This is a genomic window from Roseovarius pacificus (assembly GCF_900142665.1).
GTDB lineage: Bacteria > Pseudomonadota > Alphaproteobacteria > Rhodobacterales > Rhodobacteraceae > Roseovarius > Roseovarius pacificus.
Genome location: NZ_FRBR01000015.1, coordinates 1 through 22,572, shown reverse-complemented (window position 1 = coordinate 22,572; position 22,572 = coordinate 1). Strand labels below are relative to the sequence as shown.

Here is a 22,572-nt window from a genome sequence, read left to right as displayed (position 1 = left end):
CATCCTAGCAGAATTCATTTCAGGTATCGGAAGATCCCACATGTATCTTACCGTCGAGCATGCGACCAAAACTTTTGGCCCGTTCGTGGCCCTCGATGATGTATCCATCGCCATCGAGAAAGGCGAATTCGTCTGCCTTCTGGGGCCTTCCGGCTGTGGCAAGACCACATTGTTGCGGATCATCGCGGGCCTGGCCGAAACCGACTCGGGCGTCGTCACCATCGAAGGGGAAACCCTGTCCAATCAACCCGCACGCAAGCGCGGGTTCGGCATCGTTTTTCAATCCTATTCGCTTTTCCCGAACATGACCGTGGCCGAAAATATCGGCTATGGCCTCAGGATCAGGGGCGCGGCAAACGATCAGATCGCCGCCAGGGTCCGCGAACTTCTGGAACTGGTCAAACTACCGCAACTGGCCGACAAGTTTCCCTCCCAGCTTTCGGGCGGTCAGCAACAGCGCATCGCCCTGGCCCGCGCCATCGCGGTCGATCCGCGCGTTCTGTTACTGGACGAGCCCCTTTCGGCGCTCGACGCGAAAGTGCGCGCCGATCTGCGCAGCGAAATCCGACAGCTTCAGCGAACTCTGGGCATTCCGACCCTGATGGTCACCCACGATCAGGAAGAGGCGCTGGCGCTGGCCGACAAGATCATCTGCATGAACCACGGCACCGTGGTGCAGGCAGGCACCCCTGAAGACCTGTATCACCGGCCTGAAACCCGTTTCGTGGCCGATTTCATGGGCACCAGCAATCTGATCGAAACCGACGTGATCCGCCGGGTTCAGCCCGATCTGTTGCAAACACGGCCCGACGCGCCGGATGCGGATTACATCGCCTGCATCCGTCCCGAACATATCGAGCTGACGCCCGATGCCGATGGCACCGCAACCGTGCGCGAGATCAGCTTTCTGGGCAATCTCAAACGCATCGAACTGGATAGCCCGCTTGGCCCGCTTCTGGTGGAAACCCACGGCGCCGGCGGGTTCAGCCCCGGTGACAAGCTGGCACTGGGGATCGCGCCGGAGCATTGCGTGTGGGTCCGGGATGACGTGATCGGGGCGGCGGCATGACGGACAAGACCCTGCCGCGTGGCACTTCGGGCGCACCCCCTGCCCGCTTCGACGGCGACAAAGCACTTGCACTGGTCTGTGTCGGCGTTCCCCTGATCGGGCTGGTGCTGTTCTTTCTCTATCCGATGGCCATCGTGTTCCTGCGCTCGATCACTACGGTCGACGGAGAATACGGCCTGTCAAACTATGCCGAGGTACTGGGATCGTCCGGTTTCTGGCGGGCGACACGCCACTCGATGATCATGGGCGGCGCGACAACACTCCTCAGTGTCGTTCTGGGATTCATCATCGCGCACGGGCTTTATCGCTGCGCCTTTCGGGGCAAGCGTCTGATCCGGGCGGTGATCGTCCTGCCATTGCTGGCGCCATCGCTGGTGCAGGCGCTCGGGCTGATTTTCCTGCTGGGGCGCAATGGCGTGGTCAATCAGCTATTCGGCGTCGAGATGGAGATTTACGGGTTCTGGGGCCTGCTGATCGCCAATACCCTTTACGCCCTGCCGCAGGCCGTGATGATCATCGGCGCGGCGCTGGTTCTGCTGGATGCGCGCACCTATGAAGCCGCCGAGGTCATGGGCGCATCGCCCATGCGCCAGTTTCGCGACCTGACCCTGCCCGCCGCGCGTTTCGGCATCCTGAATGCTGCTTTCGTGGTGTTCATCATCACCATCACCGATTTCGGCAATGCCGCGGTGATCGGCGGGGATTACTCCGTTCTGGCCACGGAAATCTATTCTCAGGTGATCGGACAGCGGAATTTCAACATGGGCGCGGTCGTGGGCATCATGCTGCTGCTGCCCACGGTGGCGGCCTATTACATTGAACGCCGCGCGATGCGGCTTCAGGGACGGCACCCTGTCAATGCGCAGCGCTTCGTACCTCGCTTCACCCCGGCACGCGATCTGCCCATGGCCGGGCTGAACCTGTTGATCTGTCTTGCGGTCCTGTCGGTGATCGCCATCGTGTTCTACGCCAGCTTCGTGCGGCTTTGGCCCTATAACATGTCGCTGACGCTGAAACATTACGACATCACGCTTGCCGGCGGGTATTCCTCGCTCTGGATCACGATCTGGATTTCTCTGGCCGCAGCGGCGGGCGGCACATTCCTGGTGTTCCTGCTGGCGGTCGGGTTGCGCCGCGCTCCGGCCATGCTGGCTCAGCCGCTGCAGGTTCTGGCGGCGATGCCTGCGGCGGTGCCGGGGATGGTGCTGGGCCTGGCCTATATCCTGACCTTCAATTCCACGGCGACGCCACTCTACCTGCTGTATGGCACGGCGGCCCTGATCGGGATCGTGAATTTCTATCATTACCACACACAGGCCTTCCTGACGGTAATGACCGGCTTTCGGCAACTGCCGTCGGCACTGGAAGAGGCGGCTGGCAGCCTTGGCGCGGGACTAGGACGCGTAGCCGTCAACATCATCGCGCCTTTCGTCGCGCCGATGCTGATCTCGGTGTTTTTCTTCCTGTTCATGCGCTCTATGGTCACGCTTTCAGCCGTGGTTTTCCTGACCACGCCGGATTTGTCGGTGGCCGCCGTCACCATCATGCGGCTGGACGATGCCGGGCTGACCTCGCAGGCGGCGGCATTTTCATGCTGCGTCATGGCGGTGGTGGCAGCGGCCTTGCTTGGCATGAAGGCGATACTGGCCTATCTGGGCCGAAACGCGGGAACCGGATCGGACGGGTAGCATGTGGTCAAAAGAACGTCACCGCCGCATTCTGGCGATGCTGGCGACAAACCAGCAGATTTCGGCGGGCGATCTGGCGCAGGTTCTGGGCGTCTCGCGCGAAACGGTGCGCCGCGATCTGGTCGATCTGGAAAGCGACGGCACGATCGACCGGGTGCATGGCGGCGCGGTGTTGCGCCAGACCGGCGGCGAAGCCCCGTTTGAAAAACGCCGCACGGCACAAACCCGGGCCAAACGCGACATCGCGCGCAAGGCGGCGGCGCTTCTTGTGCCGGGCTGTTCGATCTTTGTGGATGCCGGCACCACGACATCGATTTTCGGGCAGGCCCTGGCCGGGCTTTCGGATATGACGGTAATCACAAACTCCTTCGATATTGCGAACACCATCCAGAGTGCACAATCGAACATCGACCTTTTCCTCCTGGGCGGACAGATGATGAGCGACGTACCCGCCACATTTGGCGAATTGACCCTCTCCGAAATCCGGCGTTTCAAGGTCGATACGGCCTTCATCGCACCTGTGGCGCTGGATTCCGCACAGGGCGCGTTTTCCTACGACCTGCACGAGGCGGAAATTGCCCGCGCCATGCTGGAGCAGGCGAACGAAACGGTTCTGTTGGTCGATCATACGAAAATGGGCCAAACCAGCCGGGTTCGCATTTGCGACACCGACGCGATAGACAAAATCGTCACTGACAATTCAACCAGCGACGACATCCTCCATCCATTTCGCCAAGTCGGTATCCGGCTTGTGAACTAGTTGCATCCACAAGCCCTCGCTCTGCATCACGGCATCCCGCCGCAGCATGCTATGGCATGCAAATCACTTGCGCTCCCCTTCCAAACGGTTCAACTTGCGCGCAGGGATTACAGGCCGTTTGCGCGCTTTTGACCGAGCGCCGCGAACAGGTTATTGGGGTAAAGGGGGGATCGTAGGATTATGCGTTTAATCGACGGCCTGAATGAGATCGTAGGCAAGCTCGTTTCAGTTGTGGCGATTCTGTTCGCCGCAATCATCATTTTCGATGTCGTAATGCGTTACGCGCTCAGCGAGCCCACAAGATGGGCCTTCGATGTATCCAAACAAATGTTCGGTTTCTACTTTGTCCTGCTCGGCGGATATGCCTTGCGCCATAACGCCCATGTGCGGGTCGATATTCTGACCGAAACACTGGGCGACCGCGCGCATAAGGTTGTTGAATTGCTGGGCTATGTCATCTTCTTCTTTCCCTTCACATGGGTATTCCTGACCCGCTCGTGGGAGTTCGCATCCCGCTCCTGGGCGCAGGGCGAAGTGACCTACGGAGCCATCCAGATGCCTGTCTATCCCTTGAAGATGGCCATGTGTGTCGCCGCGGGGCTCCTGCTATTGCAGGGAATCTCGGAGGTTCTCAAACTGCTGTTCGGAAATCAGGAGGCCTCCAGATGAGTCCCGAGTATATCGCCGCATTAATGTTCGGCCTGCTGGTTGTGGGCCTGTTCATGGGGCATCCGCTGGCCTTCGTACTGGGCGGCACCGCCGTTCTGACCGCCATCATCGCCGGCAAGCCGATGGTGCTGGGTATCGTGATCAACAGGATTTTCGGCGACGTTCTGGACAATTATACGCTTATCGCGATCCCGCTTTTTGTCCTGATGGCGCGTTTCCTGTCGGATTCCGGCGTGACCGACAGGATGTTCGAAACTTTACGCTTGTTGTTGAGCCGGGTTCGGGGCGGGCTGGCGCTGGCGGTGGTCTTCATCTCGATCCTGCTGGCCGCGACGACCGGAATCATCGGTGCCTCGATCACCGTCATGGGAGTCATGGCCCTGCGGCCCATGCTGCAATACGGTTACGCTCAAACCTTGACGACAGGGGTCATCGCAGCCTCGGGATGTCTTGGCATCCTCATTCCACCGTCCATCATGCTGATCCTCATGGCCAGCTATTCGCCGCTATCCGTCGGCGAGCTTTTCGCAGGCTCGATGATCCCGGGTGTTTTGCTCGGGCTGAGCTATGCACTCTATGTCTATGTGGTCTCTGTCGTGCGTCCCGAACTGGCGCCCTCGGTCGAGCCGGACGAGAAACTCTCCCGCGGTGAATTGCTGCGCATGCTGATCGTCGAAGCCCTGCCGCCGCTGGCCTTGATCTTCGGTATCCTCGGGTCGCTTCTCGCCGGAATCGCGACAGCGACCGAGGCATCGGCCATCGGCGCGGCACTGGCCCTGATCATCGTGATCCTGCGTGGCAAGTTCAAACTGGAAACATTCTATAGCGCGATGCTGGAAACGGGCAGGACTTCGGCGATGATCCTGTTTATCGTCGTAGGGGCAACGGCCTTTACCGGCGTTTTCAACATCACCGGCGGTCTGCGCGCCACGCAGGAACTGATCCGGGCACTGGACATGGAACCATGGATGCTGATCAGCATGATGATGTTCGTTGTCTTCATCCTTGGCGCGTTTCTGGACTGGACCGGGATCGTACTGCTGTCATTCCCGATCTTCCTGCCGATCATTCAGGAAATGCCCGATGTCAGCCTCTTGTGGTTCGTGGTGCTCATGGCGGTGGTTCTGCAAACCTCATTCCTCACCCCGCCATTCGGCTATGCCCTGTTCTATTTGCGCGCGATCGCCCCACCCGAGGTTCGCACTGGCGCCATCATCCGGGGCGTGATGCCGTTCATCGGGCTGATCGTGATCATGTGTCTGCTGGTTGCGCTGTTCCCGTCACTGGTGACCTGGCTGCCGGATGTTCTCTACACGAAGTAACGTTAACCCAGAGAGGAGATAAGTATGACTTTCAAAGCAATTGCTCTTGCCGCTACTGCGGCAACGGCCATGGCAAGCCAAACCATGGCTCAGGAAAGCTGGACAATGACGACGACATGGCCCTCGTCGCTGGAACTGATCGAGACCGACAGGCATTTTGTCGAGCTCGCCAACAAGCTGACTGCGGGTGAACTGACCATCGAATTCTTTGACGGCGGATCACTTGTTCCGTCCGGCGAAGTTTTCGGCGCGGTTGAATCCGGGACCATTCAGGCCGGTGCAGATTGGCCTGGATACTGGGCGGGCCGTGACGCGGCCTTTTCGCCGCTGGCCACCACGCCCTCGCTGTTCAATGCGGTGGACTACGTGAACTGGATTCAGCAATGGGGCGGTGCGGAACTCTATAACGAGATCTACGGCAACTTCGGCATGGTCTATCTGCCCTATGGCGTGACCAACAACGAATCCGGCTTCCGCACGAAGGAACCGATTGTTTCTCTTGACGATCTGCAAGGCAAGCGCCTGCGCCTGTCCGGGCTGGAACAAGGCAAACTTCTGGAGCGTCTCGGTGGCAATCAGGTCTCGATGGCGGGCGGCGAAATCTATCAGTCGCTCGAACGCGGCGTGATCGACGGTGCTGAATTCTCCACCCCGAACGTGGACTGGTCCGGCGGTTTCCAGCAGGTTACCGAGTATTGGGCGACCCCCGGCTGGCACCAGTCGGCATCGGTTTTCGGTGTCATGATCAACCAGGCGTCTTGGGATGCGCTGAGCGCAGAAACCCAGGAGAAGCTCCGGATCGCGGCTGACGCAACCCTGCTGTGGTCACTGGCCTTCACTGAAAAACGGGCCACCGAAGCCTATGCGAAATTCGACGAAGTCGTTGAAATCAACCGCTACGACGACGAAACGCTTGCCGAAGTTCAGAAAATGGCAAACGAAGTCATCGTCGAAACGGCGTGTGAGAACCCCAACTCGGCCAAGGTGTACCTGAGCATGGTGGAATACCTGAACGACTATGCCCAGTGGCGCGATGCGTCGGCTCCGTTCAACCTCGGGCGCACCCCGAACGGCCCGGATGCCGAAGCGCTGCGGGCCTGCATCGAGTAAAGCACCGCACATCCCGCAGAACCCGAGAATGCCCGCCAGTTTGGCGGGCATTTTTCATTGGGATACCCTTTCTATTGGAAGCGTTTCACGCTTTGGCCCGATACCAGGCCCGCCTTTTTACAGAATGGTTCAGATCGGTCCTACGCTTTCCCGACTATATGTTGACTAAAATACTTTGGTATTATATCGCATTTAAAAACGGACACTTAAGTCCGCAAGCAAGCGTTTCAGCCAGCGACTAATATCACGCATGGGGACGCTGGAAAAATGCCACACCACAAAGAGACACACAAACGGGAACCGTTTGTGCTGAAAGAAAACGTTTGGGCCATTGGAATGGCCTTCGCGATAGCGATGCCCGTAGAGGTTCAGGCACAGGACGATATCATACTCGACCCGATCAACATCGAGCAGGAAACGGATGATCGCGACGGAGCAGGCCTACCCCAGACACGTATAACGGGATCGCAAGAAGGCCCAGGTGCGACAACGATAGATTCAGAGGGTGTCGTTATTCGCGCCGATGGATCGGGCGATGCCAATACAGCCTTGACCAGCCTGCCCGGCGTGCAATACCGCAACGACGCCGATACTGACGCTGGCGAAAACAACGACGATGTGCTGGACCTCAAACCCCTTGAGCTGTCGATCTCGGGTGGGCGCGTGACCGAGAACAACTTTACTCTGGACGGAATTGGCATCAACTCGCTGACCGGCAATGAGGACCCCCTCGGCAACCCCGAGCTAAGCCGCGAGAATAACGTGCCCAACACCTATGCAATCTACGGCCTGCACTCACAAACCCAATTTGTACCCACATCAATGGTAGACGAGGTCGAGGTTATCGATTCTGACGTCTCCGCCCGCTATGGCGGGTTTCAGGGGGGTGTCGTGAACTATACCAGTAAGCAACCCAAGCTTGATAAAGCCTCGGGGCAGTTGTCGTTCAGTTACTCGACCGACGAGATGACCGATTACGTTCTGGGAACTCCCGATGGGCTAAACCCCGATTTTCGCCTAAAACCAAGCTGGACGAAGTTGTCTTATTCGGTAGTCCACAATCAACCCGTGTCCGAGCGCACCGCTATCCTGTTCGGCTACGGTCGCCGCGAGGCGGAGTCGCGCAAACAAATGGATGTTCAGTACAAGGATCGCATCGTCAAGAATGATTCCCACAGCGACTTCTATACGCTTGGCGTATTGCACGAGTTCGGAAATGGCGACAAGCTGACCGTATCGGGTAAACTGACCAGTTACTCCCAAGGCTGGGACAGCAATGACGTAGAGGATTTCCATCTCGATGTCGAAACCCAGGGCTTGTCTGTGGATGCCAAGTACGAAAAGGAATGGGACAGCCTGTCTTTTGCCGGGATCAACGCGCGGGATGTGAATCTGACGTTGCGCGGCGCATGGCAGGATAACGAAACGACCAACATCAATCCGCGAACTGAAATGTACAACTGGTACGCATGGTACCAACGTGAGAATTATCTCACCAACGCATTCGACGCGTGGTGTACGGCTGATACAACCGAGAACCATACAGCCTGCCGTACGGGCGGGTTGGGCAGCACGTACTATACTGACAACCGCAAGCAGTTGATTGCCGAACTCACGGGTGAGATTGCGCGCGGCAGCTTCACGCTTGGTGCCTCTATTCAGGAAGTCAAGGCAAAGCGTCGGGGCACCGGCTTTACTTTTTACAGTGCCAACGAACGCTATGATCCGTTGGATCCGTTCGCTGGCTTCACCTGCCCGCCCGGTGATACAAGCTGTTTCGCGGAGCAATATATCGATGTGCGGGTCAAGCAAGACCCCTACAACGTATCCGTCGATGCCATTAAAACTGAACTTTGGGCCGAAATCGACCAGACATGGGGTGACTTCGGGCTGCATGCCGGTCTGCGCCTTGACCACAATGACGTTCTGGACAACTGGGATTGGTCGCCACGCCTGACAGGCCGCTGGTCGCCGCATGACAACCTTAGATTCACTTTGGGGGCCAACCGCTATTACAGCGACAATTACATGGCTTATGCGTTGCATGACGAAATGCCGCGCGGAAATACTCAGCTTCGCGATCATGATAGCACTACAGGTGTTGTCGATCCATGGAGCAGTGCGCGCAGCATCAACCAAGGGCAATATTCTTACACTCAGGGCAACCTGAAAACCCCCTATACCGACGAGTTCACCTTTGGTGTGACCTACCGTGACAAATGGACCGACGGTACATGGCGGTTGCGGGGTAAACACCGTAAAGGGAAGGATCAGTTCTCGCGGTCCCCGGGTGCAAACTCGCGCGAAAGCTATCTCACCAATGACGGGACAAGCGAATACAATTCTATCTCACTGGAGTACAGCAAGGCCTGGGACATGCGGCGGCACAGCAAGGTCCTCGACAGTGTGAGCTTCTACGTTTCGGGCGTCTGGGCCGAGCGGGAAACCTCGAGTCTGACCTATTTCAACACCGATGGAGACGGGGTTGATGAATTTATCTATTATGCTGGAAACAGCTACACACTGGATGAATTCGGCCAGGTTACAGGCAATATGGATATCCCGGTACGGTCGACGGTCGAACTGCGGACCAAATGGGCCGGCGGCAAATATTCGCTCGGTCTCGGTGCGGACGTTGTGTTCGGCTATGACGGGGTGGTTTTCAGTGACCAGACCGGTATTTTCACCCATCCGGTTCACGGATCGCAACGGCATGACATCTTCGTCGACAAGCGGTTCAAGGCCCATGCAACCGCTTTCCTGTCTGCCAGCGCCCGCATCGCGGAAATTCGGGGCAAGGCCATCGACCTGAACCTCAAGGTCTCCAATCTCTTCAACGAAGCGGGCAACCGCACGGCAACCAATTCAAACCCATGGATGGCCGGGCGCAGCTTCTACCTGGGCACCAATGTCAGTTGGTAACCCCGATATAAGCGTATTGTCCCCTATCGCAGCGCGATGGCGCTGGATCATCGCCGCAGCTACTGCGGCGGTGATCGTCATCGGCGGCGTGGCTGCGTTGCAGCCCGATCTGGATAACCCTGCCGATTTGCGCCGGGTCTATTCCGGGCCTTCCGGCAATTGGCCCACCCCATGGATCGATTCCAGCGTTGCCTATATCGAACTGGCTGCGCCGGATTTGCCAACCCGCCCCAAACCGAACAGTCAAACCGGAAAACGCCGTACCTTGGGCGAACGCTTGTTCAACGACCCGATCCTGTCAGCGTCCGGACATGTCGCCTGCCAAAGCTGCCACAATCGGCGACTTGGCTGGGGCGACGGACTTCCGCGCAGTTTTGGCCACGCCCGAACCGAGGGACGGCGCAACGCCCCCGCCCTGTTCGCAGCGGCCCGCCGCGATCCATTGTTTTGGGATGGCAGGGCGCGAACCCTCGAACAACAAGCGCTTTTCCCATTGGCGGATCCGACCGAAATGGCCAACCACGATCTGGGCGATGTAGCAGACCGCCTGCAAAACACCCTGGAATACCCGGCATTGTTCGCAGACGCCTATGGGTTTGAAACGATTTCCCTTGAACGGATCGCCGATGCGATTGCGACATTTCAGAGATATCTCGACGTACCCTCACAGTTCGACCGCTTCTTGCAAGGTCAACACCATGCTCTGAGCGATGCCGAAATCCGCGGGCTGCACCTGTTTCGAACGAAAGCGCGCTGCGTGAATTGTCATTTCGGACCGGATTTGTCAGATGGGGAATTCCATAATCTCGGCCTGGCCTATTTTGGCCGAAAGTATCAGGATTTGGGGCGCTACGAAGTCACCGGAAACTCGAATGATGCCGGAAAATTCCTCACCCCCAGTCTTCGCCATATATCCAGGACCGCACCCTACATGCACAACGGCCTTTTCCCCAGCCTGCGAGGTATCATCAACCTCTACATTGCAGGCGGTGCACGTCAGGGCGACCTTTCCGAATTTTCTCCTGCGCTGGAACGAAACGCCAAAACCCCCTCTCCTCACTTGAAACCGCTGACACTCACCCCTGCGGAAATCCGGGAGATCGAAGCCTTCCTCCGGGCGCTCTGAAGAATTGGATCAAAGCGCCCAACATATTCCGGCTGTACTTGCCCACCGAACCTTCGCGACATCAGCAACTCAAATTTTGCTCGAATATCCTGCTCCAACCGTAGCGCACCGAGATGCACTGTTGACCCTGCCTCGTATGCTTCGACGGGAATTTTGAGCGAACGACAAGCAGCTCAACTACGCCATGTAAGAATTGGATATTATTTTGTATATTTTGGTTGCGGGAGCAGGATTCGACCCATGTCGAACCAGCACACTTCTCGTTCTCAGAACAAAACCCTGAGTTCGAATCCTGACTGCACCGCTCTGCCCCGTACCGGCACCCAAAAACCGCCTCAAACCGCCTTGGACGCCAGAACCGACAAACCTGCGGCTTCACATATGGACGCCATGATGGCGTCCACCCCTTCATGCTGGCGAAGCGACGCAAACACAAAGGGGCGCCCGGATCGCATCCGCGTTGCATCGCGCTCCATCACCTCCAGCGAGGCCCCCACATAGGGCGCAAGATCGGTCTTGTTGATCACCAGCAGATCGGAACGGGTGATGGCCGGGCCGCCTTTGCGGGGGATTTCTTCGCCCGCGGCCACGTCGATGACATACACCGTCAGGTCGGCCAGTTCGGGGCTGAACGTGGCAGACAGATTGTCACCGCCCGATTCGATCAATACGATTTCAAGGTCGGGGTGGCGCTGGCTCAGTTCGGCCACGGCGGCAAGGTTGATCGAGGCATCCTCGCGGATCGCCGTATGCGGACACCCCCCTGTTTCGACCCCGACCACCCGGTCAGCCGGCAAAATCTGCATACGCATCAATGCTTCCGCATCCTCTTGCGTGTAAATGTCGTTGGTTATGACGGCGACCGAAAACTGCGCCTTCAACCGTTCTGCCAGGCGGGCGGCAAGCGTGGTCTTCCCCGCGCCTACAGGACCACCGATGCCGATACGCAAGGGTCCGTTCATCTTTGTCATGACTGAAAAATCCTCGGTTTTTGGATTTCATGCCTCATTGCGGCAATGTCCGACAGAAAAGACTGGGAACAAGGCTCTTGCTCCGCCGCCTCTTCCGCCACCATAACGCAAAGCGCCATCATCCGGTGCAAAACGCGCTGCGCCCCTGTCTGCCCCAGTGGCATAAGCCGCTGTGCGGCGGAAACGAGGTTCGTGCAAACGCCTTGCAGATAAAGCGCGACACATGGCGCACAAGGCAGATCGGCAAGCCGTGTCGCACGGCCCAGAGCCACGGGAAAAATCATGTCCGGCAGGTCCAGCGCCCAGACCTGCCGCGTGACACGGACAAAAGCCGCGCCCTGACGCTCGCCTTCCAGAAGGCGCTCGGCGGACGCGGCATAGGCACGGGCCAGCCCATGAATTTCAAGGACAGCCTCTTGCGTTTCAGCGCCGTAGCTCCGGATGATCCAGATCGCATCCATCCTGCCCGTGCCCTCGGAAATCACATCGCGCAGCCAACCTTCCAGGCTGTCCTCATCATACGCCCAGCCCTCCGCCACAGCCGTTTCCAGACCATGTGACCAAGCGAAGGCGCCAGTCGGATAGGCCGGAGAAAGCCATTGCGTCAGGGTCAGCAGACGCGGGTCCCTAAACATGCGCGCTGGCCCCATGCTCGTGCGAATGGGTACGGCCATGACCATAGGCCCCCCCTTCCGGCGTGAACGGCGCATCGACCTCGGAAATCCCCGCACCGAGATGTTCCAGCATGTGGCGGATCACCGGATCACGTTGGATACGAAGCCGATCCGGCAATATCTGGCAAGGCGTGTGGCGGTTACCGATATGCCAGGCAAGACGTGGCAGGTCGCCGGTGACGTCCAGAACGGGCTCGACCGCCGCCCGCACCCCGATCATCCGCCCATCCGTCAGTTCCAGCCCGGCGCCATGATCCAGCGAACGCGTGTTTTCCAGATCGACCACGAACGCCCAGCCCGCATCTGTCCGCAGTCGTTTGCGACGCAAAAAGCGGCTGGCGTAATCCAGCGTGACGGTCGTCACGCACTCATGGGCGTGATCGTGCAGAATCTGGGCAACGGGAAGGACGGTCATGATACACCTCAGAACAGGAAATAGCGCTGCGCCATCGGCAGTTCCTGCGCCGGTTGGCAGGTCAGCAACTCACCATCGGCGCGCACCTCATAGGTTTCAGGATGGACCTCGATTTCCGGCACATAATCGTTGAGAACAAGATCCTTCTTGCCGATCTTGCGCGTGTTCCCGACAGCCACGGTCTCTTTGGCAAGACCAAGCGCATCGCCGATGCCATTGGCCTGGCCTGCGGCGCTGACGAACGTGACAGCCGAGTTTTCCACCGAACGCCCATAGGCTCCGAACATCGGCCTGGAATAGACGGGCTGCGGCGTGGGGATCGACGCATTCGGATCGCCCATCTGGGCACAGACGATGGTCCCGCCAAGCAGGACCATTTCCGGTTTCACACCGAAAAAGGCAGGGGACCACAGAACGAGGTCGGCGCGTTTTCCAACCTCGACAGATCCGATTTCGCGGCTGATACCATGCGCGATGGCCGGGTTGATCGTGTATTTGGCAATGTAGCGCCGAACGCGCAGGTTGTCGTTGTCGCCCTTTTCTTCTGGCAAACGCCCGCGCTGTTTCTTCATCTTGTCGGCAGTCTGCCAGGTTCGGATCAGAACCTCGCCGACACGTCCCATGGCCTGGCTGTCGCTCGCGATGATCGAAAACGCCCCCATATCGTGCAGGATGTCCTCGGCAGCGATGGTTTCGCGGCGGATGCGGCTTTCCGCAAACGCCACGTCTTCGGGGATCGACTTGTCCAGATGGTGGCAAACCATGAGCATATCGAGATGCTCCTCGATCGTGTTCACGGTGAACGGACGGGTTGGATTGGTCGATGAGGGCAGCACATGATCCTTACCGCACAGCTTGATAATGTCCGGCGCATGACCGCCACCCGCCCCCTCAGTGTGGAAGGCATGGATCGTTCGGCCATTCATGGCCTTGACGGTATTCTCGACAAACCCCGATTCATTCAGCGTATCGGTGTGGATCATCACCTGCACGTCCATGTCATCGGCGACCGACAGGCAACAATCTATCGCTCCGGGCGTGGTCCCCCAGTCTTCGTGCAGCTTGAGCGCACAGGCCCCGCCCTCGATCTGTTCGACCAACGCCGCCCCCAACGAGGCGTTCCCTTTGCCGGCAAAGGCAAGGTTCATCGGAAACGCATCCGCCGCCTGCAACATCCGCCCGATATGCCAGGGGCCGGGCGTACATGTGGTGGCCAGCGTCCCATGCGCCGGCCCGGTGCCACCGCCAAGCATGGTGGTCAGCCCGGAATGCAACGCATCTTCGATCTGCTGCGGACAGATGAAGTGGATGTGGCTATCGAACCCGCCCGCCGTCAGAATGCGGCCTTCACCGGCGATGGCTTCGGTCCCCGGCCCCACGATGATGTTCACGCCCGGCTGGGTGTCGGGATTGCCTGCTTTGCCGATGGCCGCGATACGCCCGTCGCGCAGGCCCGCATCCGCCTTGATGATCCCCGTGTGATCGACGATCAGCGCATTGGTGATGACGGTGTCAACGGCCCCCTCGGCACGGCTGGCCTGGCTCTGGCCCATCCCGTCGCGGATGACCTTGCCACCGCCGAATTTCACCTCTTCGCCATAGGGTCCGGTTAAATCCTGTTCGACCTCGATGATCAGATCGGTATCGGCAAGGCGAAGCCTGTCCCCCGTGGTGGGCCCGAACATGGCAGCATAATCGGATCGCTTGATAGTGGCGGGCATGTCACAAATTCCCCATGACCTGTTGGTTGAAACCGAAGATGCGGCGCGCGCCGGAGATCGGAATCAACTGCACCTCGCGCCTTTGCCCCGGCTCGAACCGCACCGCTGTCCCGGCGGCAATATCAAGACGCAGGCCACGCGCGGCGCCACGATCGAATTCGAGCGCCGGGTTCGCCTCGGCAAAGTGGTAATGGCTGCCCACCTGAACCGGGCGATCCCCTGTATTGGCAACCATCAGCGTGATCGCCTCGGCCCCCTCATTGAGGATCAGCATACCTTCGGCTGGGAAAAGCTCTCCGGGGATCATTTGCGGACGAACAGAACGGCGGTGATGGCGACCAGCCCGAACGTCAAAGCGATGGTGATCCAATGGCCAGAACCATGAGGATGCAGATGCGCTCCGGAATGGGCCAGTGCCGGACTGCCTGAAACAAGCAGCAGGGGAGGAAAGATGCGTTTCATGAGAGTCTCCTTGTTAAAGGGCGAGCCAGCAACATTACCGGATCGGATTGTGGACAGTGACAAGTTTGGTGCCGTCGGGAAAAGTGGCTTCGACCTGCACCTCGTGGATCATCTCTGGTACACCTTCCATGCAATCGCCTCGGGCGATGACCTGCGCGCCAGCTTCCATCATCTCGGCCACCGAGCGCCCGTCGCGAGCGCCCTCGACCACCGCATCGGTGATCAGCGCAATCGCTTCGGGGTGGTTGAGCTTGACGCCACGGGCAAGCCGGTTGCGGGCCACCTGCGCCGCCATGGCGATCAATAGTTTGTCCTTTTCTTGCGGGGTAAGGTTCATGCGTCAAAGTCTCCAGGAAATCGGCAAGGTTCCGTCCGACAAGAGGTCCAGAACAGGCAGCAGATGCAGTCGCAGCATATGGCTGTCTTCGGCCAGCAGACGAAGGGCAAGTACATCACCATCCAGCAAACTCGCCCCACCGGTATCGGGCAGCAGGGTACGAACAGGCCGCAGCAATGCCTCCGCGCGCGGATCGATAAACAGCAGGCTTGCCATGGCGGTTGCCCCGGCGGCGACAGCGGGGCGACCAAGACGCGCCGTGATGTCCCCACTCAGGTGCAGCGCATCGTGATAAAGCGGACGACCGGCCCGGTTGATCGCGATCCGGTCACGAAAGCGCCCGCTACGCAAGGTTTCCCCCATGGCGACGCGGCCAAAAATCACCGGCTCGACCATCAGAAGGCGCGCGGACCGGGCCAGGTCAATTTCCAACCGCCGATCAAGCGCACAGCCATCATACAGAATCAGTTCCTGCGGCAGCCAATGCAGCACCCCGCTCTCGGCCACGCGAGTCCGGCTGGACACATCGCCATCGCTGCCATCACGGGACCGATAGGCGCGCTCGGCGGCCTGTGTCGTCAGGCTCAGCACCGTACCGGGGGCGACCTCGGCATCGAGCCGCAACCGATCTCCGCCCGTGATCCCACCCGAGGTGTTGACCACGATACTTTGCAGCATGTCGCCCGTGCGCGGGAAAAGCGCCTTATACGATCCGGCCTGATGCAGCTGGTCGATCACGCTGCGGGACCCCAGACGTTTGGTCGACAGCCTTATGACCCCGCGCGTACGGGGTTGGGCCGGAATGGCCCGATCGCGCGTCACATGTCGGGGCAACTGTGTAATCGGACTCTCCGCAAAAGATTGTGTGCCGCGGCGGATTCAGCACGGGAAAACGGAACTTGGCGAGACCATGACCGGAAATTGCGGAAAACCCGCGCTCAAACGACCAATCCCCAAGCACTCACTGCAATAATCGCCCAATAATTAAGCAAATAAAGGCGATTTCCCGGAAAGCGGTTCGCGAAAATTGATACTGATGCTGCATCGCAGAATGCTTGGCCCACCTGCGCCGCCTGGGGGAGCCAAGATGGGGCGGGGGTGTGACGACCGAGCAGAGTTGGCATTCGTTTCGGCCGCCACACGATTTGCAACACTTACGTTGCGGGGACAAACCCTAGGCCCATGCGTGCAGGCACGCAATGTCGGGGCGCCCTGCGGGAGATACAGAAATCATGAACCGTTTGACAAAAACCATGACCAGTATTGCTGCTACAGGCTTGTTTGCCGCAGCACCGGCCCTTGCCGCCGATTGCCCCGTCAAGGTCGGCGTTCTGCATTCGCTTTCCGGCACGATGGCGATTTCGGAAACCACGCTGAAAGACACGATCGAAATGCTGGTCGAACAGCAGAACGACAAAGGCGGACTGCTGGGCTGCGACATTGAGGCGGTCATCGTCGATCCGGCCTCTGACTGGCCGCTGTTCGCCGAAAAGGCACGCGAGCTGTTGACCGTACACAATGTCGACGTGATCTTCGGAAACTGGACGTCGGTCTCGCGCAAATCCGTCCTGCCGGTCATCGAAGAACTGAACGGCCTGCTGTTCTATCCCGTGCAATACGAAGGCGAAGAAAGCTCCAAGAACGTATTCTACACCGGCGCCGCTCCCAATCAGCAGGCGATCCCGGCAACCGATTATTTTCTCGAGGAACTGGGCGTCGAGAAATTCGCCCTGCTGGGAACCGACTATGTCTATCCCCGCACCACGAACAACATCCTGGAAAGCTACCTGAAATCCAAGGGTATCGCCGCAGAGGACATCTTCGTCAACTACACCCCGTTCGGTCATTCGGACTGGGCGACTATCGTATCCGATGTTGTCGCGCTGGGTGAAGACGGCAAACAGGTCGGCGTGATCTCGACCATCAATGGCGACGCCAATATCGGTTTCTACAAGGAACTGGCCGCCGCCGGCGTTTCGGCCGACGACATCCCCGTCGTGGCCTTCTCCGTGGGCGAAGAGGAACTCTCGGGACTCGACACGTCGAACCTCGTCGGCCACCTCGCCGCGTGGAACTACTTCCAGTCCGCGGACACCCCGGCCAACGCCGAATGGGTGGCCGCCTGGAAGGCCCGCATGGGTGAAGAACGCGTGACCAACGACCCGATGGAAGCCCACTATATCGGCTTCAACATGTGGGTGAACGCCGTGACCGAAGCAGGAACCACCGATGTCGATGCCGTGCGTTCGGCCATGTATGGCCAGACCTTCCCGAACCTGACCGGCGGCACCGCCGAGATGCTGGTCAACCACCACCTGTCCAAGCCGGTCCTCATCGGCGAGATTCAGGCGGATGGCCAATTCGACATCATCTCGCAGACCGCAGAGGTGCCCGGCGATGCCTGGACCGACTTTCTGCCGGAATCTGCCGTCCTGAAATCGGATTGGAAAGAGCTGGGTTGCGGTATGTACAACACCGAAACCGAAAGCTGCGTACAGCTCAAGTCGAACTACTGATCCTGCCGATCTTCCGGGGTCCGCCACGCGCGGGCCCCGACACTCACAGATATTGAAAGCTGACCATGCTCCGTGTCGTTTTTGCGGCGCTGATGCTTCTGTTCCTGCCTCTCTCGGCCACGGCTCAGGACTTTCAGACGCTCCTTCAGGTCCACAAGGACGAGATTGCCAAACCCTCCCGCCGCTCGGTCGGTCCGGTGCTTGCAGAACTGGTGGCCTCCGGTCATCCGGCGCTTCCGGCCTTTCTCGAAGCGTGGCAAGGCAAGAACGTCTATCAACGGCTCTCGGACGGGCTGTTCTTCTATATCGAGGATCACGGCGACACCATCACGCTGCTTGATATCGAAACCCGCAACGTCAGCGCACAAAACGTCGCCGCAGGCACCCTCGACCAAATCAAACCCAATGGCGGCGTCCGCCGCGCCATTGGCGAGGCCCTGGTGCAATTCCGCCTGTCCGCCCCCGATCCGGCGCAGCGCCGCGAAGCTCTGGACGCCATCTCACGCAATCTCGACCCGTCACAGCTCGGCCCGCTTCAGGCCTCCATCGCGGACGAACCCGATGCCGTGCTGCGGCTTCGCAAGGAACGGCTGGCCAATTACCTGATCGCCCGCTTCGGCGACACTTCCGAGGCGCGTGTTGCGGCAATCGAGAACCTTTCCGACGATCTCAGCGTCGATGGCCGCGCGGTCCTGTCACAAATCCTGCGAACCCGCCTCACCGCAGCACAAAACCTGCCGGACGACGCCAATGTCGCGCGCATCCTGACACCGGGCGACGAAAACCTCAGCCGCTCAGCAGCCTATGACATGCTGGTCGCGCAGGCCGGGCTACCGCCGATCGTCACCGATCAGGACGTTCTGAAGACGATCGAAGCCAATATCGACGGCGGCCGCTCGGGCGGTGTGGCGCTCGCGGCGATGACCTCCTGGGACATGCGTTATCGCACCTATGACACGCTGGCCGATCAGGGGCTGGCCCCGCCGCGCGTTACCGATCTGGACGCCATATTGGCGAACTGGACCTTCGCAGAACTGTACGAGGAAACGGACACCGCCGTCACCACCGCTGCAACCAGGATTCAGGAGTCGGTCGCGACCCGCGTCGCCTTCAGCCAGACGGTCGACATCGGCCTCGATGCGGTGTCTCTCGCCTCGATCTATTTCCTTGCGGCCATAGGTCTGGCGATCACCTTCGGCGTGATGGGCGTGATCAACATGGCCCATGGCGAATTCATCATGATGGGGGCCTATACGGGCTATGTCGTTCAGCTTTTCATTCCCGACTACACCCTGTCCCTGATTGTCGCACTGCCGCTGTCCTTCGCCGTGACCTTCGCCGCGGGCGTGGCGATGGAACGGCTGGTGATCCGCTGGCTTTACCACCGCCCGCTGGAAACACTGCTGGCGACGTTCGGCATCTCGATTGCCCTGCAACAACTGGCCAAGAACATCTTTGGCACACAGGCCCGCCCGCTGACGTCGCCAGGGTGGCTGGATGGCGCGTGGATGATCAATGACGTGATCCAGATCGCCTATATCCGGATCGCGATTTTCGTACTCGCCGTTCTGTTCCTCGGGCTGCTGCTGTTCGTTCTCAAGAAAACCCGCCTCGGGCTCGAAGTGCGCGCCGTCACGCAAAACCCGCGCATGGCAAGCTCCATGGGGATCAACCCGGACAAGATCAACATGCTGACCTTCGGGCTCGGCTCGGGAATCGCCGGGATCGCGGGCGTGGCCATCGGGCTTTATGCCAAGGTCACTTCCGAGATGGGCTCGGACTACATCGTGCAAAGTTTCATGACCGTGGTCGTGGGCGGTGTCGGCAATGTCTGGGGCACGCTTGCAGGGGCCGGTCTCATTGGTGTGCTGCAAAAATGGATCGAGTGGCTGAATCCCTCGAACACCCTGGCCGCCCAGACCTACATGATCCTCTTCATCATTCTGTTCATCCAGTTCCGACCCAAGGGCATCGTCGCCCTCAAGGGCCGCGCAGCAGGAGACTGACGCCATGACCCGACCATCCGACGCCACTCCCACAAGCAAACCCCGCAGTTTCATCGCGAACAATCCTTCGGTACTGTGGTTCCTTCTGGCCCTGGCCCTGTTCACGCTGGGCGTGACCGCCCTGTCCGAGGCGACGGGCAGCGGGGTGATCTCCACCTCTTTCGTGAAAACGCTCGGCAAGACGCTCTGCCTTTGTCTCATTGCCATCGCCATGGATGTGGTCTGGGGCTATTGCGGCATTCTTTCGCTCGGCCACTTCGCCTTTTTCGGAATCGGCGGTTACGCCATCGGCATGTGGCTGATGTATGCCCGGACCCAGGCCATCGTGGTCGAAAACCTGTCCGCATCCGTCATCCCGCCCACTCCGGCGGAACTCAGCGATGCCATCGCCTCGCAGATTTTCGGCGTTGTGGGCGCGTCGGAATTCCCGGCGATCTGGGCGTTCTCCCACAGCCTCGTGCTGCAACTGGCCATGGTGGTTCTGATCCCCGGACTTCTGGCACTGGTCTTTGGCTGGCTCGCCTTTCGCAGCCGGGTGACAGGCGTTTACCTGTCGATCCTGACACAGGCGATGACACTGGCACTGGCGCTCTACCTGTTCCAGAACGACAGCGGCCTGCGCGGCAATAACGGCCTCTCGGGGCTGCAAAACATCCCCGGTTTCGAACAGGTGCCGCAGGCACAGATTTCCATGGCCTTTTTCTGGGCCTCGGCAGTCGCGCTCGGGTTGGGCTACGTGATGTTCGCCTGGGTGCTGCGCGGCAAGTTCGGCAACGTGATCCGCGCCATCCGCGATGACGAGGCGCGCGTGCGTTTCCTTGGCTATCACGTGGAAAGCTACAAATTGTTCATCTTCACGCTCACCGCCATCGTCGCGGGGATCGCCGGGGCGCTTTATTACCCGCAGGCGGGCATCATCAACCCCGGCGAGGTGGCGCCCATCGCATCCATCTATCTCGCGGTCTGGGTCGCCATTGGCGGGCGCGGGCGGCTGTATGGCGCGGTGATCGGCGCGGCACTCGTATCGCTTCTGTCAAGCTGGTTCACCGGCGGAGGCGCCCCGGCCATCAATCTCGGATTCTACACGATCCAGTGGACCGACTGGTGGCTCGTGCTTCTGGGCTTCTCCTTCGTTGCCGTGACGCTCTTCTTCCCCGGTGGCATCGGCAGCCTGTTCGACAAACTGGTGCGGAGATCGTCATGACCACACTTCTCGAAATCTCCGGCGTCAGCGTTTCGTTCGACGGGTTCAAGGCGATCAACAACCTGTCCTTTCAGATCGGCGAGCCCGAACTGCGCGCCATCATCGGCCCGAACGGCGCGGGCAAGACCACCTTCATGGACATCGTCACCGGCAAAACCAAACCCGATCAAGGCCGGGTGCTGTGGGGTGACAAGGGTATTTCCCTGATCGGCCTGTCCGAAAGCCGCATCTCGCGCGAAGGCATCGGGCGCAAGTTCCAGAAACCCACGGTCTTCGAAGCGCAAAGCGTGCGCGACAACCTTGCAATGGCGCTCCGCAATCCGCGTGGCCCGTTCGATGTGCTTTTCTACCGCAAGAACGCCGGAGGGGCGGCACGGATCGAAAAGGTGGCCGAACAGATCGGGCTGAGCGATGCGCTGGAACGAACCGCGGGCGAACTCAGTCACGGACAAAAGCAATGGCTGGAAATCGGCATGCTCCTCGCCCAGGAACCCCGCCTTTTGCTGGTGGACGAACCCGCCGCGGGAATGACCCCGGCAGAACGTCAAAAGACCACCGACATTCTGGTCGAGGCCGCCCGGACCCGCGCCGTTGTGGTCGTCGAACACGACATGGATTTCGTGCGCCGGCTGGACTGCAAGGTGACCGTGCTGAATGAAGGGTCTGTTCTGGCCGAAGGATCACTGGATCACGTGACGCAAAACCCCGAAGTCATCGATGTTTATCTGGGACGCTAGGACATGCTGCAAATCGACAATCTCACCCTGCATTACGGGCATTCGCAAATCCTGCATGACGTTTCGCTTTCGGCCAGAACCGGCGCTGTGACCTGTCTCATGGGCACCAACGGGGTGGGCAAGACCAGCCTGCTCAAGGCGATCTCGGGGACGCATCCGCGTTCGGGCGGCGACATTGTGCTCGACGGACATCCCGTCGCGCGCACCGTGCCGGCCCATGCGCTCGCCCGGATGGGCGTCGGATACGTGCCGCAGGGGCGTGACGTGTTTCCACTGATGACGGTGCGGGAAAATCTGGAAACGGGATATGCCTGCCTGGACCGCTCCGAACGCCATGTCCCCGACGAGATTTTCGAACTCTTCCCCGTCCTCGCCGAGATGAAAACACGGCGCGGCGGCGATTTGTCCGGCGGTCAGCAACAGCAACTGGCCATTGCGCGCGCGCTGGTGACCAAACCCAAGCTGTTGCTGCTCGATGAACCGACAGAAGGCATCCAGCCAAATATCATCAAGCAGATTGGCGAGGTTATCTCGTATCTGCGCGACCGGGGCGACATGGCCATCCTGCTGGTCGAACAGTTCTTCGACTTCGCCTATGAACTGGGCGATCATTTCGTCACCCTGACCCGTGGCACAGTCACCCACAACGCCCCGCGCGCTGAAACCAGCCGCGCGGCATTGCTGGAACACGTATCGGTCTGATCAGACGCCTTGCACGCTTCCCGGTTCTAAACCGTCAATGCGATGCAAAGGGGCGACGGACAGGCCATTGCCGGGCGTAGCGGGGCTGGTGGCCCCACCTCAGGCCGCGTGACCCATGTTCGGGACGGAGATACAATCGAAGTTGACGGACGCCCGATCCG

The 22,572-nt window shown here is 59.6% G+C and carries 21 protein-coding genes; 13 read left to right on the top strand and 8 right to left on the bottom strand.

Translation table 11 applies throughout. The features are described from left to right. The first annotated feature begins 40 nt into the window (after positions 1-40). From BUB53_RS18395 to BUB53_RS18360, 8 genes are all read left to right on the top strand, one after another. Positions 41-1,069, top strand: a complete 1,029-nt coding sequence (locus BUB53_RS18395; RefSeq protein ID WP_073036875.1) for an ABC transporter ATP-binding protein — start codon at positions 41-43, stop codon at positions 1,067-1,069. Further along, entirely contained in the window at positions 1,066-2,757 is a 1,692-nt protein-coding gene (locus BUB53_RS18390; protein WP_073036872.1) for an ABC transporter permease subunit, read from the top strand. The genes BUB53_RS18395 and BUB53_RS18390 overlap by 4 nt, the downstream gene beginning before the upstream one ends. Position 2,758: 1 nt before the next feature. Then, positions 2,759-3,517 carry a DeoR/GlpR family DNA-binding transcription regulator gene (locus BUB53_RS18385; protein ID WP_073036870.1) on the top strand — a complete coding sequence of 253 codons (759 nt, stop codon included), beginning with the start codon at positions 2,759-2,761 and terminating at the stop codon, positions 3,515-3,517. 180 nt (positions 3,518-3,697) lie between these two features. Then, positions 3,698-4,186, top strand: a complete 489-nt coding sequence (locus tag BUB53_RS18380) for a TRAP transporter small permease subunit (protein WP_073036868.1) — start codon at positions 3,698-3,700, stop codon at positions 4,184-4,186. Next, positions 4,183-5,508 carry a TRAP transporter large permease gene (locus BUB53_RS18375; RefSeq protein ID WP_188745032.1) on the top strand — a complete coding sequence of 442 codons (1,326 nt, stop codon included), beginning with the start codon at positions 4,183-4,185 and terminating at the stop codon, positions 5,506-5,508. The genes BUB53_RS18380 and BUB53_RS18375 overlap by 4 nt, the downstream gene beginning before the upstream one ends. A 24-nt stretch (positions 5,509-5,532) precedes the next feature. After that, positions 5,533-6,618 carry a TRAP transporter substrate-binding protein DctP gene (gene dctP / locus BUB53_RS18370; protein ID WP_073036866.1) on the top strand — a complete coding sequence of 362 codons (1,086 nt, stop codon included), beginning with the start codon at positions 5,533-5,535 and terminating at the stop codon, positions 6,616-6,618. Positions 6,619-6,885: 267 nt separating this feature from the next. Continuing rightward, positions 6,886-9,540: a TonB-dependent receptor plug domain-containing protein gene (locus BUB53_RS18365; RefSeq protein ID WP_073036864.1), complete on the top strand. Its 2,655-nt coding sequence runs from the start codon at positions 6,886-6,888 to the stop codon at positions 9,538-9,540. Positions 9,541-9,610: 70 nt separating this feature from the next. After that, the gene (locus BUB53_RS18360; protein ID WP_159437870.1) at positions 9,611-10,666 is read left to right on the top strand and encodes a cytochrome-c peroxidase; all 1,056 of its coding nucleotides are present in this window, start codon (positions 9,611-9,613) and stop codon (positions 10,664-10,666) included. A 335-nt stretch (positions 10,667-11,001) separates the two neighbouring features. Here BUB53_RS18360 and ureG read toward each other — a convergent pair whose 3' ends face one another. The 8 genes from ureG to BUB53_RS18325 are packed head-to-tail and all read right to left on the bottom strand — an operon-like array spanning position 11,002 to position 15,984. Then, a complete protein-coding gene (gene ureG, locus BUB53_RS18355) occupies positions 11,002-11,637 on the bottom strand; it encodes an urease accessory protein UreG (RefSeq protein ID WP_073036862.1) in 636 nt (211 codons plus the stop codon). Next, a complete protein-coding gene (locus BUB53_RS18350; protein WP_073036860.1) occupies positions 11,634-12,272 on the bottom strand; it encodes an urease accessory protein UreF in 639 nt (212 codons plus the stop codon). The genes ureG and BUB53_RS18350 overlap by 4 nt, the downstream gene beginning before the upstream one ends. Beyond that, positions 12,265-12,726: an urease accessory protein UreE gene (locus BUB53_RS18345; RefSeq protein ID WP_073036858.1), complete on the bottom strand. Its 462-nt coding sequence runs from the start codon at positions 12,724-12,726 to the stop codon at positions 12,265-12,267. Before BUB53_RS18345 ends, BUB53_RS18350 begins: the two co-directional genes overlap by 8 nt. 8 nt (positions 12,727-12,734) lie before the next feature. Next, positions 12,735-14,447 (bottom strand): urease subunit alpha, encoded by a 1,713-nt coding sequence (gene ureC / locus BUB53_RS18340; protein ID WP_073036856.1) that lies wholly within the window; start codon positions 14,445-14,447, stop codon positions 12,735-12,737. Between the two features lies 1 nt (position 14,448). Next, a complete protein-coding gene (locus tag BUB53_RS18335) occupies positions 14,449-14,754 on the bottom strand; it encodes an urease subunit beta (RefSeq protein WP_073036853.1) in 306 nt (101 codons plus the stop codon). Then, positions 14,751-14,909 carry a peptidase M23 gene (locus BUB53_RS22560; protein ID WP_143163274.1) on the bottom strand — a complete coding sequence of 53 codons (159 nt, stop codon included), beginning with the start codon at positions 14,907-14,909 and terminating at the stop codon, positions 14,751-14,753. The genes BUB53_RS18335 and BUB53_RS22560 overlap by 4 nt, the downstream gene beginning before the upstream one ends. A gap of 34 nt (positions 14,910-14,943) precedes the next feature. After that, positions 14,944-15,246, bottom strand: a complete 303-nt coding sequence (locus BUB53_RS18330) for an urease subunit gamma (RefSeq protein ID WP_073036851.1) — start codon at positions 15,244-15,246, stop codon at positions 14,944-14,946. Positions 15,247-15,249: 3 nt separating this feature from the next. Next, on the bottom strand, positions 15,250-15,984 hold the full coding sequence (locus BUB53_RS18325) for an urease accessory protein UreD (protein WP_229709592.1): 735 nt from the start codon (positions 15,982-15,984) through the stop codon (positions 15,250-15,252). Positions 15,985-16,499: 515 nt separating this feature from the next. Between BUB53_RS18325 and urtA the strand changes: the two genes are divergently transcribed. The 5 genes from urtA (at position 16,500) to urtE (ending at position 22,411) form a co-directional block, all read left to right on the top strand. Further along, entirely contained in the window at positions 16,500-17,762 is a 1,263-nt protein-coding gene (urtA, locus tag BUB53_RS18320; RefSeq protein WP_143163273.1) for an urea ABC transporter substrate-binding protein, read from the top strand. 65 nt (positions 17,763-17,827) lie between these two features. Next, positions 17,828-19,768 carry an urea ABC transporter permease subunit UrtB gene (gene urtB, locus BUB53_RS18315; protein WP_073036849.1) on the top strand — a complete coding sequence of 647 codons (1,941 nt, stop codon included), beginning with the start codon at positions 17,828-17,830 and terminating at the stop codon, positions 19,766-19,768. A 4-nt stretch (positions 19,769-19,772) separates the two neighbouring features. Next, complete coding sequence (gene urtC, locus BUB53_RS18310) at positions 19,773-20,972, top strand: urea ABC transporter permease subunit UrtC (RefSeq protein ID WP_073036847.1); 1,200 nt, start codon at positions 19,773-19,775, stop codon at positions 20,970-20,972. Beyond that, complete coding sequence (urtD, locus tag BUB53_RS18305) at positions 20,969-21,709, top strand: urea ABC transporter ATP-binding protein UrtD (RefSeq protein WP_073036845.1); 741 nt, start codon at positions 20,969-20,971, stop codon at positions 21,707-21,709. Before urtC ends, urtD begins: the two co-directional genes overlap by 4 nt. 3 nt (positions 21,710-21,712) lie before the next feature. Continuing rightward, positions 21,713-22,411: an urea ABC transporter ATP-binding subunit UrtE gene (gene urtE / locus BUB53_RS18300; protein WP_073036843.1), complete on the top strand. Its 699-nt coding sequence runs from the start codon at positions 21,713-21,715 to the stop codon at positions 22,409-22,411. The last annotated feature ends 161 nt before the right edge of the window (positions 22,412-22,572 follow it).

Bases quoted from the DNA above. Each gene is read 5' to 3' on its own strand.
- BUB53_RS18395 (WP_073036875.1), top strand. From the start codon at position 41: ATGTATCTTACCGTCGAGCATGCGACCAAAACTTTTGGCCCGTTCGTG.
- BUB53_RS18390 (WP_073036872.1), top strand. From the start codon at position 1,066: ATGACGGACAAGACCCTGCCGCGTGGCACTTCGGGCGCACCCCCTGCC.
- BUB53_RS18385 (WP_073036870.1), top strand. From the start codon at position 2,759: ATGTGGTCAAAAGAACGTCACCGCCGCATTCTGGCGATGCTGGCGACA.
- BUB53_RS18380 (WP_073036868.1), top strand. From the start codon at position 3,698: ATGCGTTTAATCGACGGCCTGAATGAGATCGTAGGCAAGCTCGTTTCA.
- BUB53_RS18375 (WP_188745032.1), top strand. From the start codon at position 4,183: ATGAGTCCCGAGTATATCGCCGCATTAATGTTCGGCCTGCTGGTTGTG.
- dctP (WP_073036866.1), top strand. From the start codon at position 5,533: ATGACTTTCAAAGCAATTGCTCTTGCCGCTACTGCGGCAACGGCCATG.
- BUB53_RS18365 (WP_073036864.1), top strand. From the start codon at position 6,886: ATGCCACACCACAAAGAGACACACAAACGGGAACCGTTTGTGCTGAAA.
- ureG (WP_073036862.1), bottom strand. From the start codon at position 11,637: ATGACAAAGATGAACGGACCCTTGCGTATCGGCATCGGTGGTCCTGTA.
- BUB53_RS18350 (WP_073036860.1), bottom strand. From the start codon at position 12,272: ATGTTTAGGGACCCGCGTCTGCTGACCCTGACGCAATGGCTTTCTCCG.
- BUB53_RS18345 (WP_073036858.1), bottom strand. From the start codon at position 12,726: ATGACCGTCCTTCCCGTTGCCCAGATTCTGCACGATCACGCCCATGAG.
- ureC (WP_073036856.1), bottom strand. From the start codon at position 14,447: ATGCCCGCCACTATCAAGCGATCCGATTATGCTGCCATGTTCGGGCCC.
- BUB53_RS18335 (WP_073036853.1), bottom strand. From the start codon at position 14,754: ATGATCCCCGGAGAGCTTTTCCCAGCCGAAGGTATGCTGATCCTCAAT.
- BUB53_RS22560 (WP_143163274.1), bottom strand. From the start codon at position 14,909: ATGAAACGCATCTTTCCTCCCCTGCTGCTTGTTTCAGGCAGTCCGGCA.
- BUB53_RS18330 (WP_073036851.1), bottom strand. From the start codon at position 15,246: ATGAACCTTACCCCGCAAGAAAAGGACAAACTATTGATCGCCATGGCG.
- urtA (WP_143163273.1), top strand. From the start codon at position 16,500: ATGACCAGTATTGCTGCTACAGGCTTGTTTGCCGCAGCACCGGCCCTT.
- urtB (WP_073036849.1), top strand. From the start codon at position 17,828: ATGCTCCGTGTCGTTTTTGCGGCGCTGATGCTTCTGTTCCTGCCTCTC.
- urtC (WP_073036847.1), top strand. From the start codon at position 19,773: ATGACCCGACCATCCGACGCCACTCCCACAAGCAAACCCCGCAGTTTC.
- urtD (WP_073036845.1), top strand. From the start codon at position 20,969: ATGACCACACTTCTCGAAATCTCCGGCGTCAGCGTTTCGTTCGACGGG.
- urtE (WP_073036843.1), top strand. From the start codon at position 21,713: ATGCTGCAAATCGACAATCTCACCCTGCATTACGGGCATTCGCAAATC.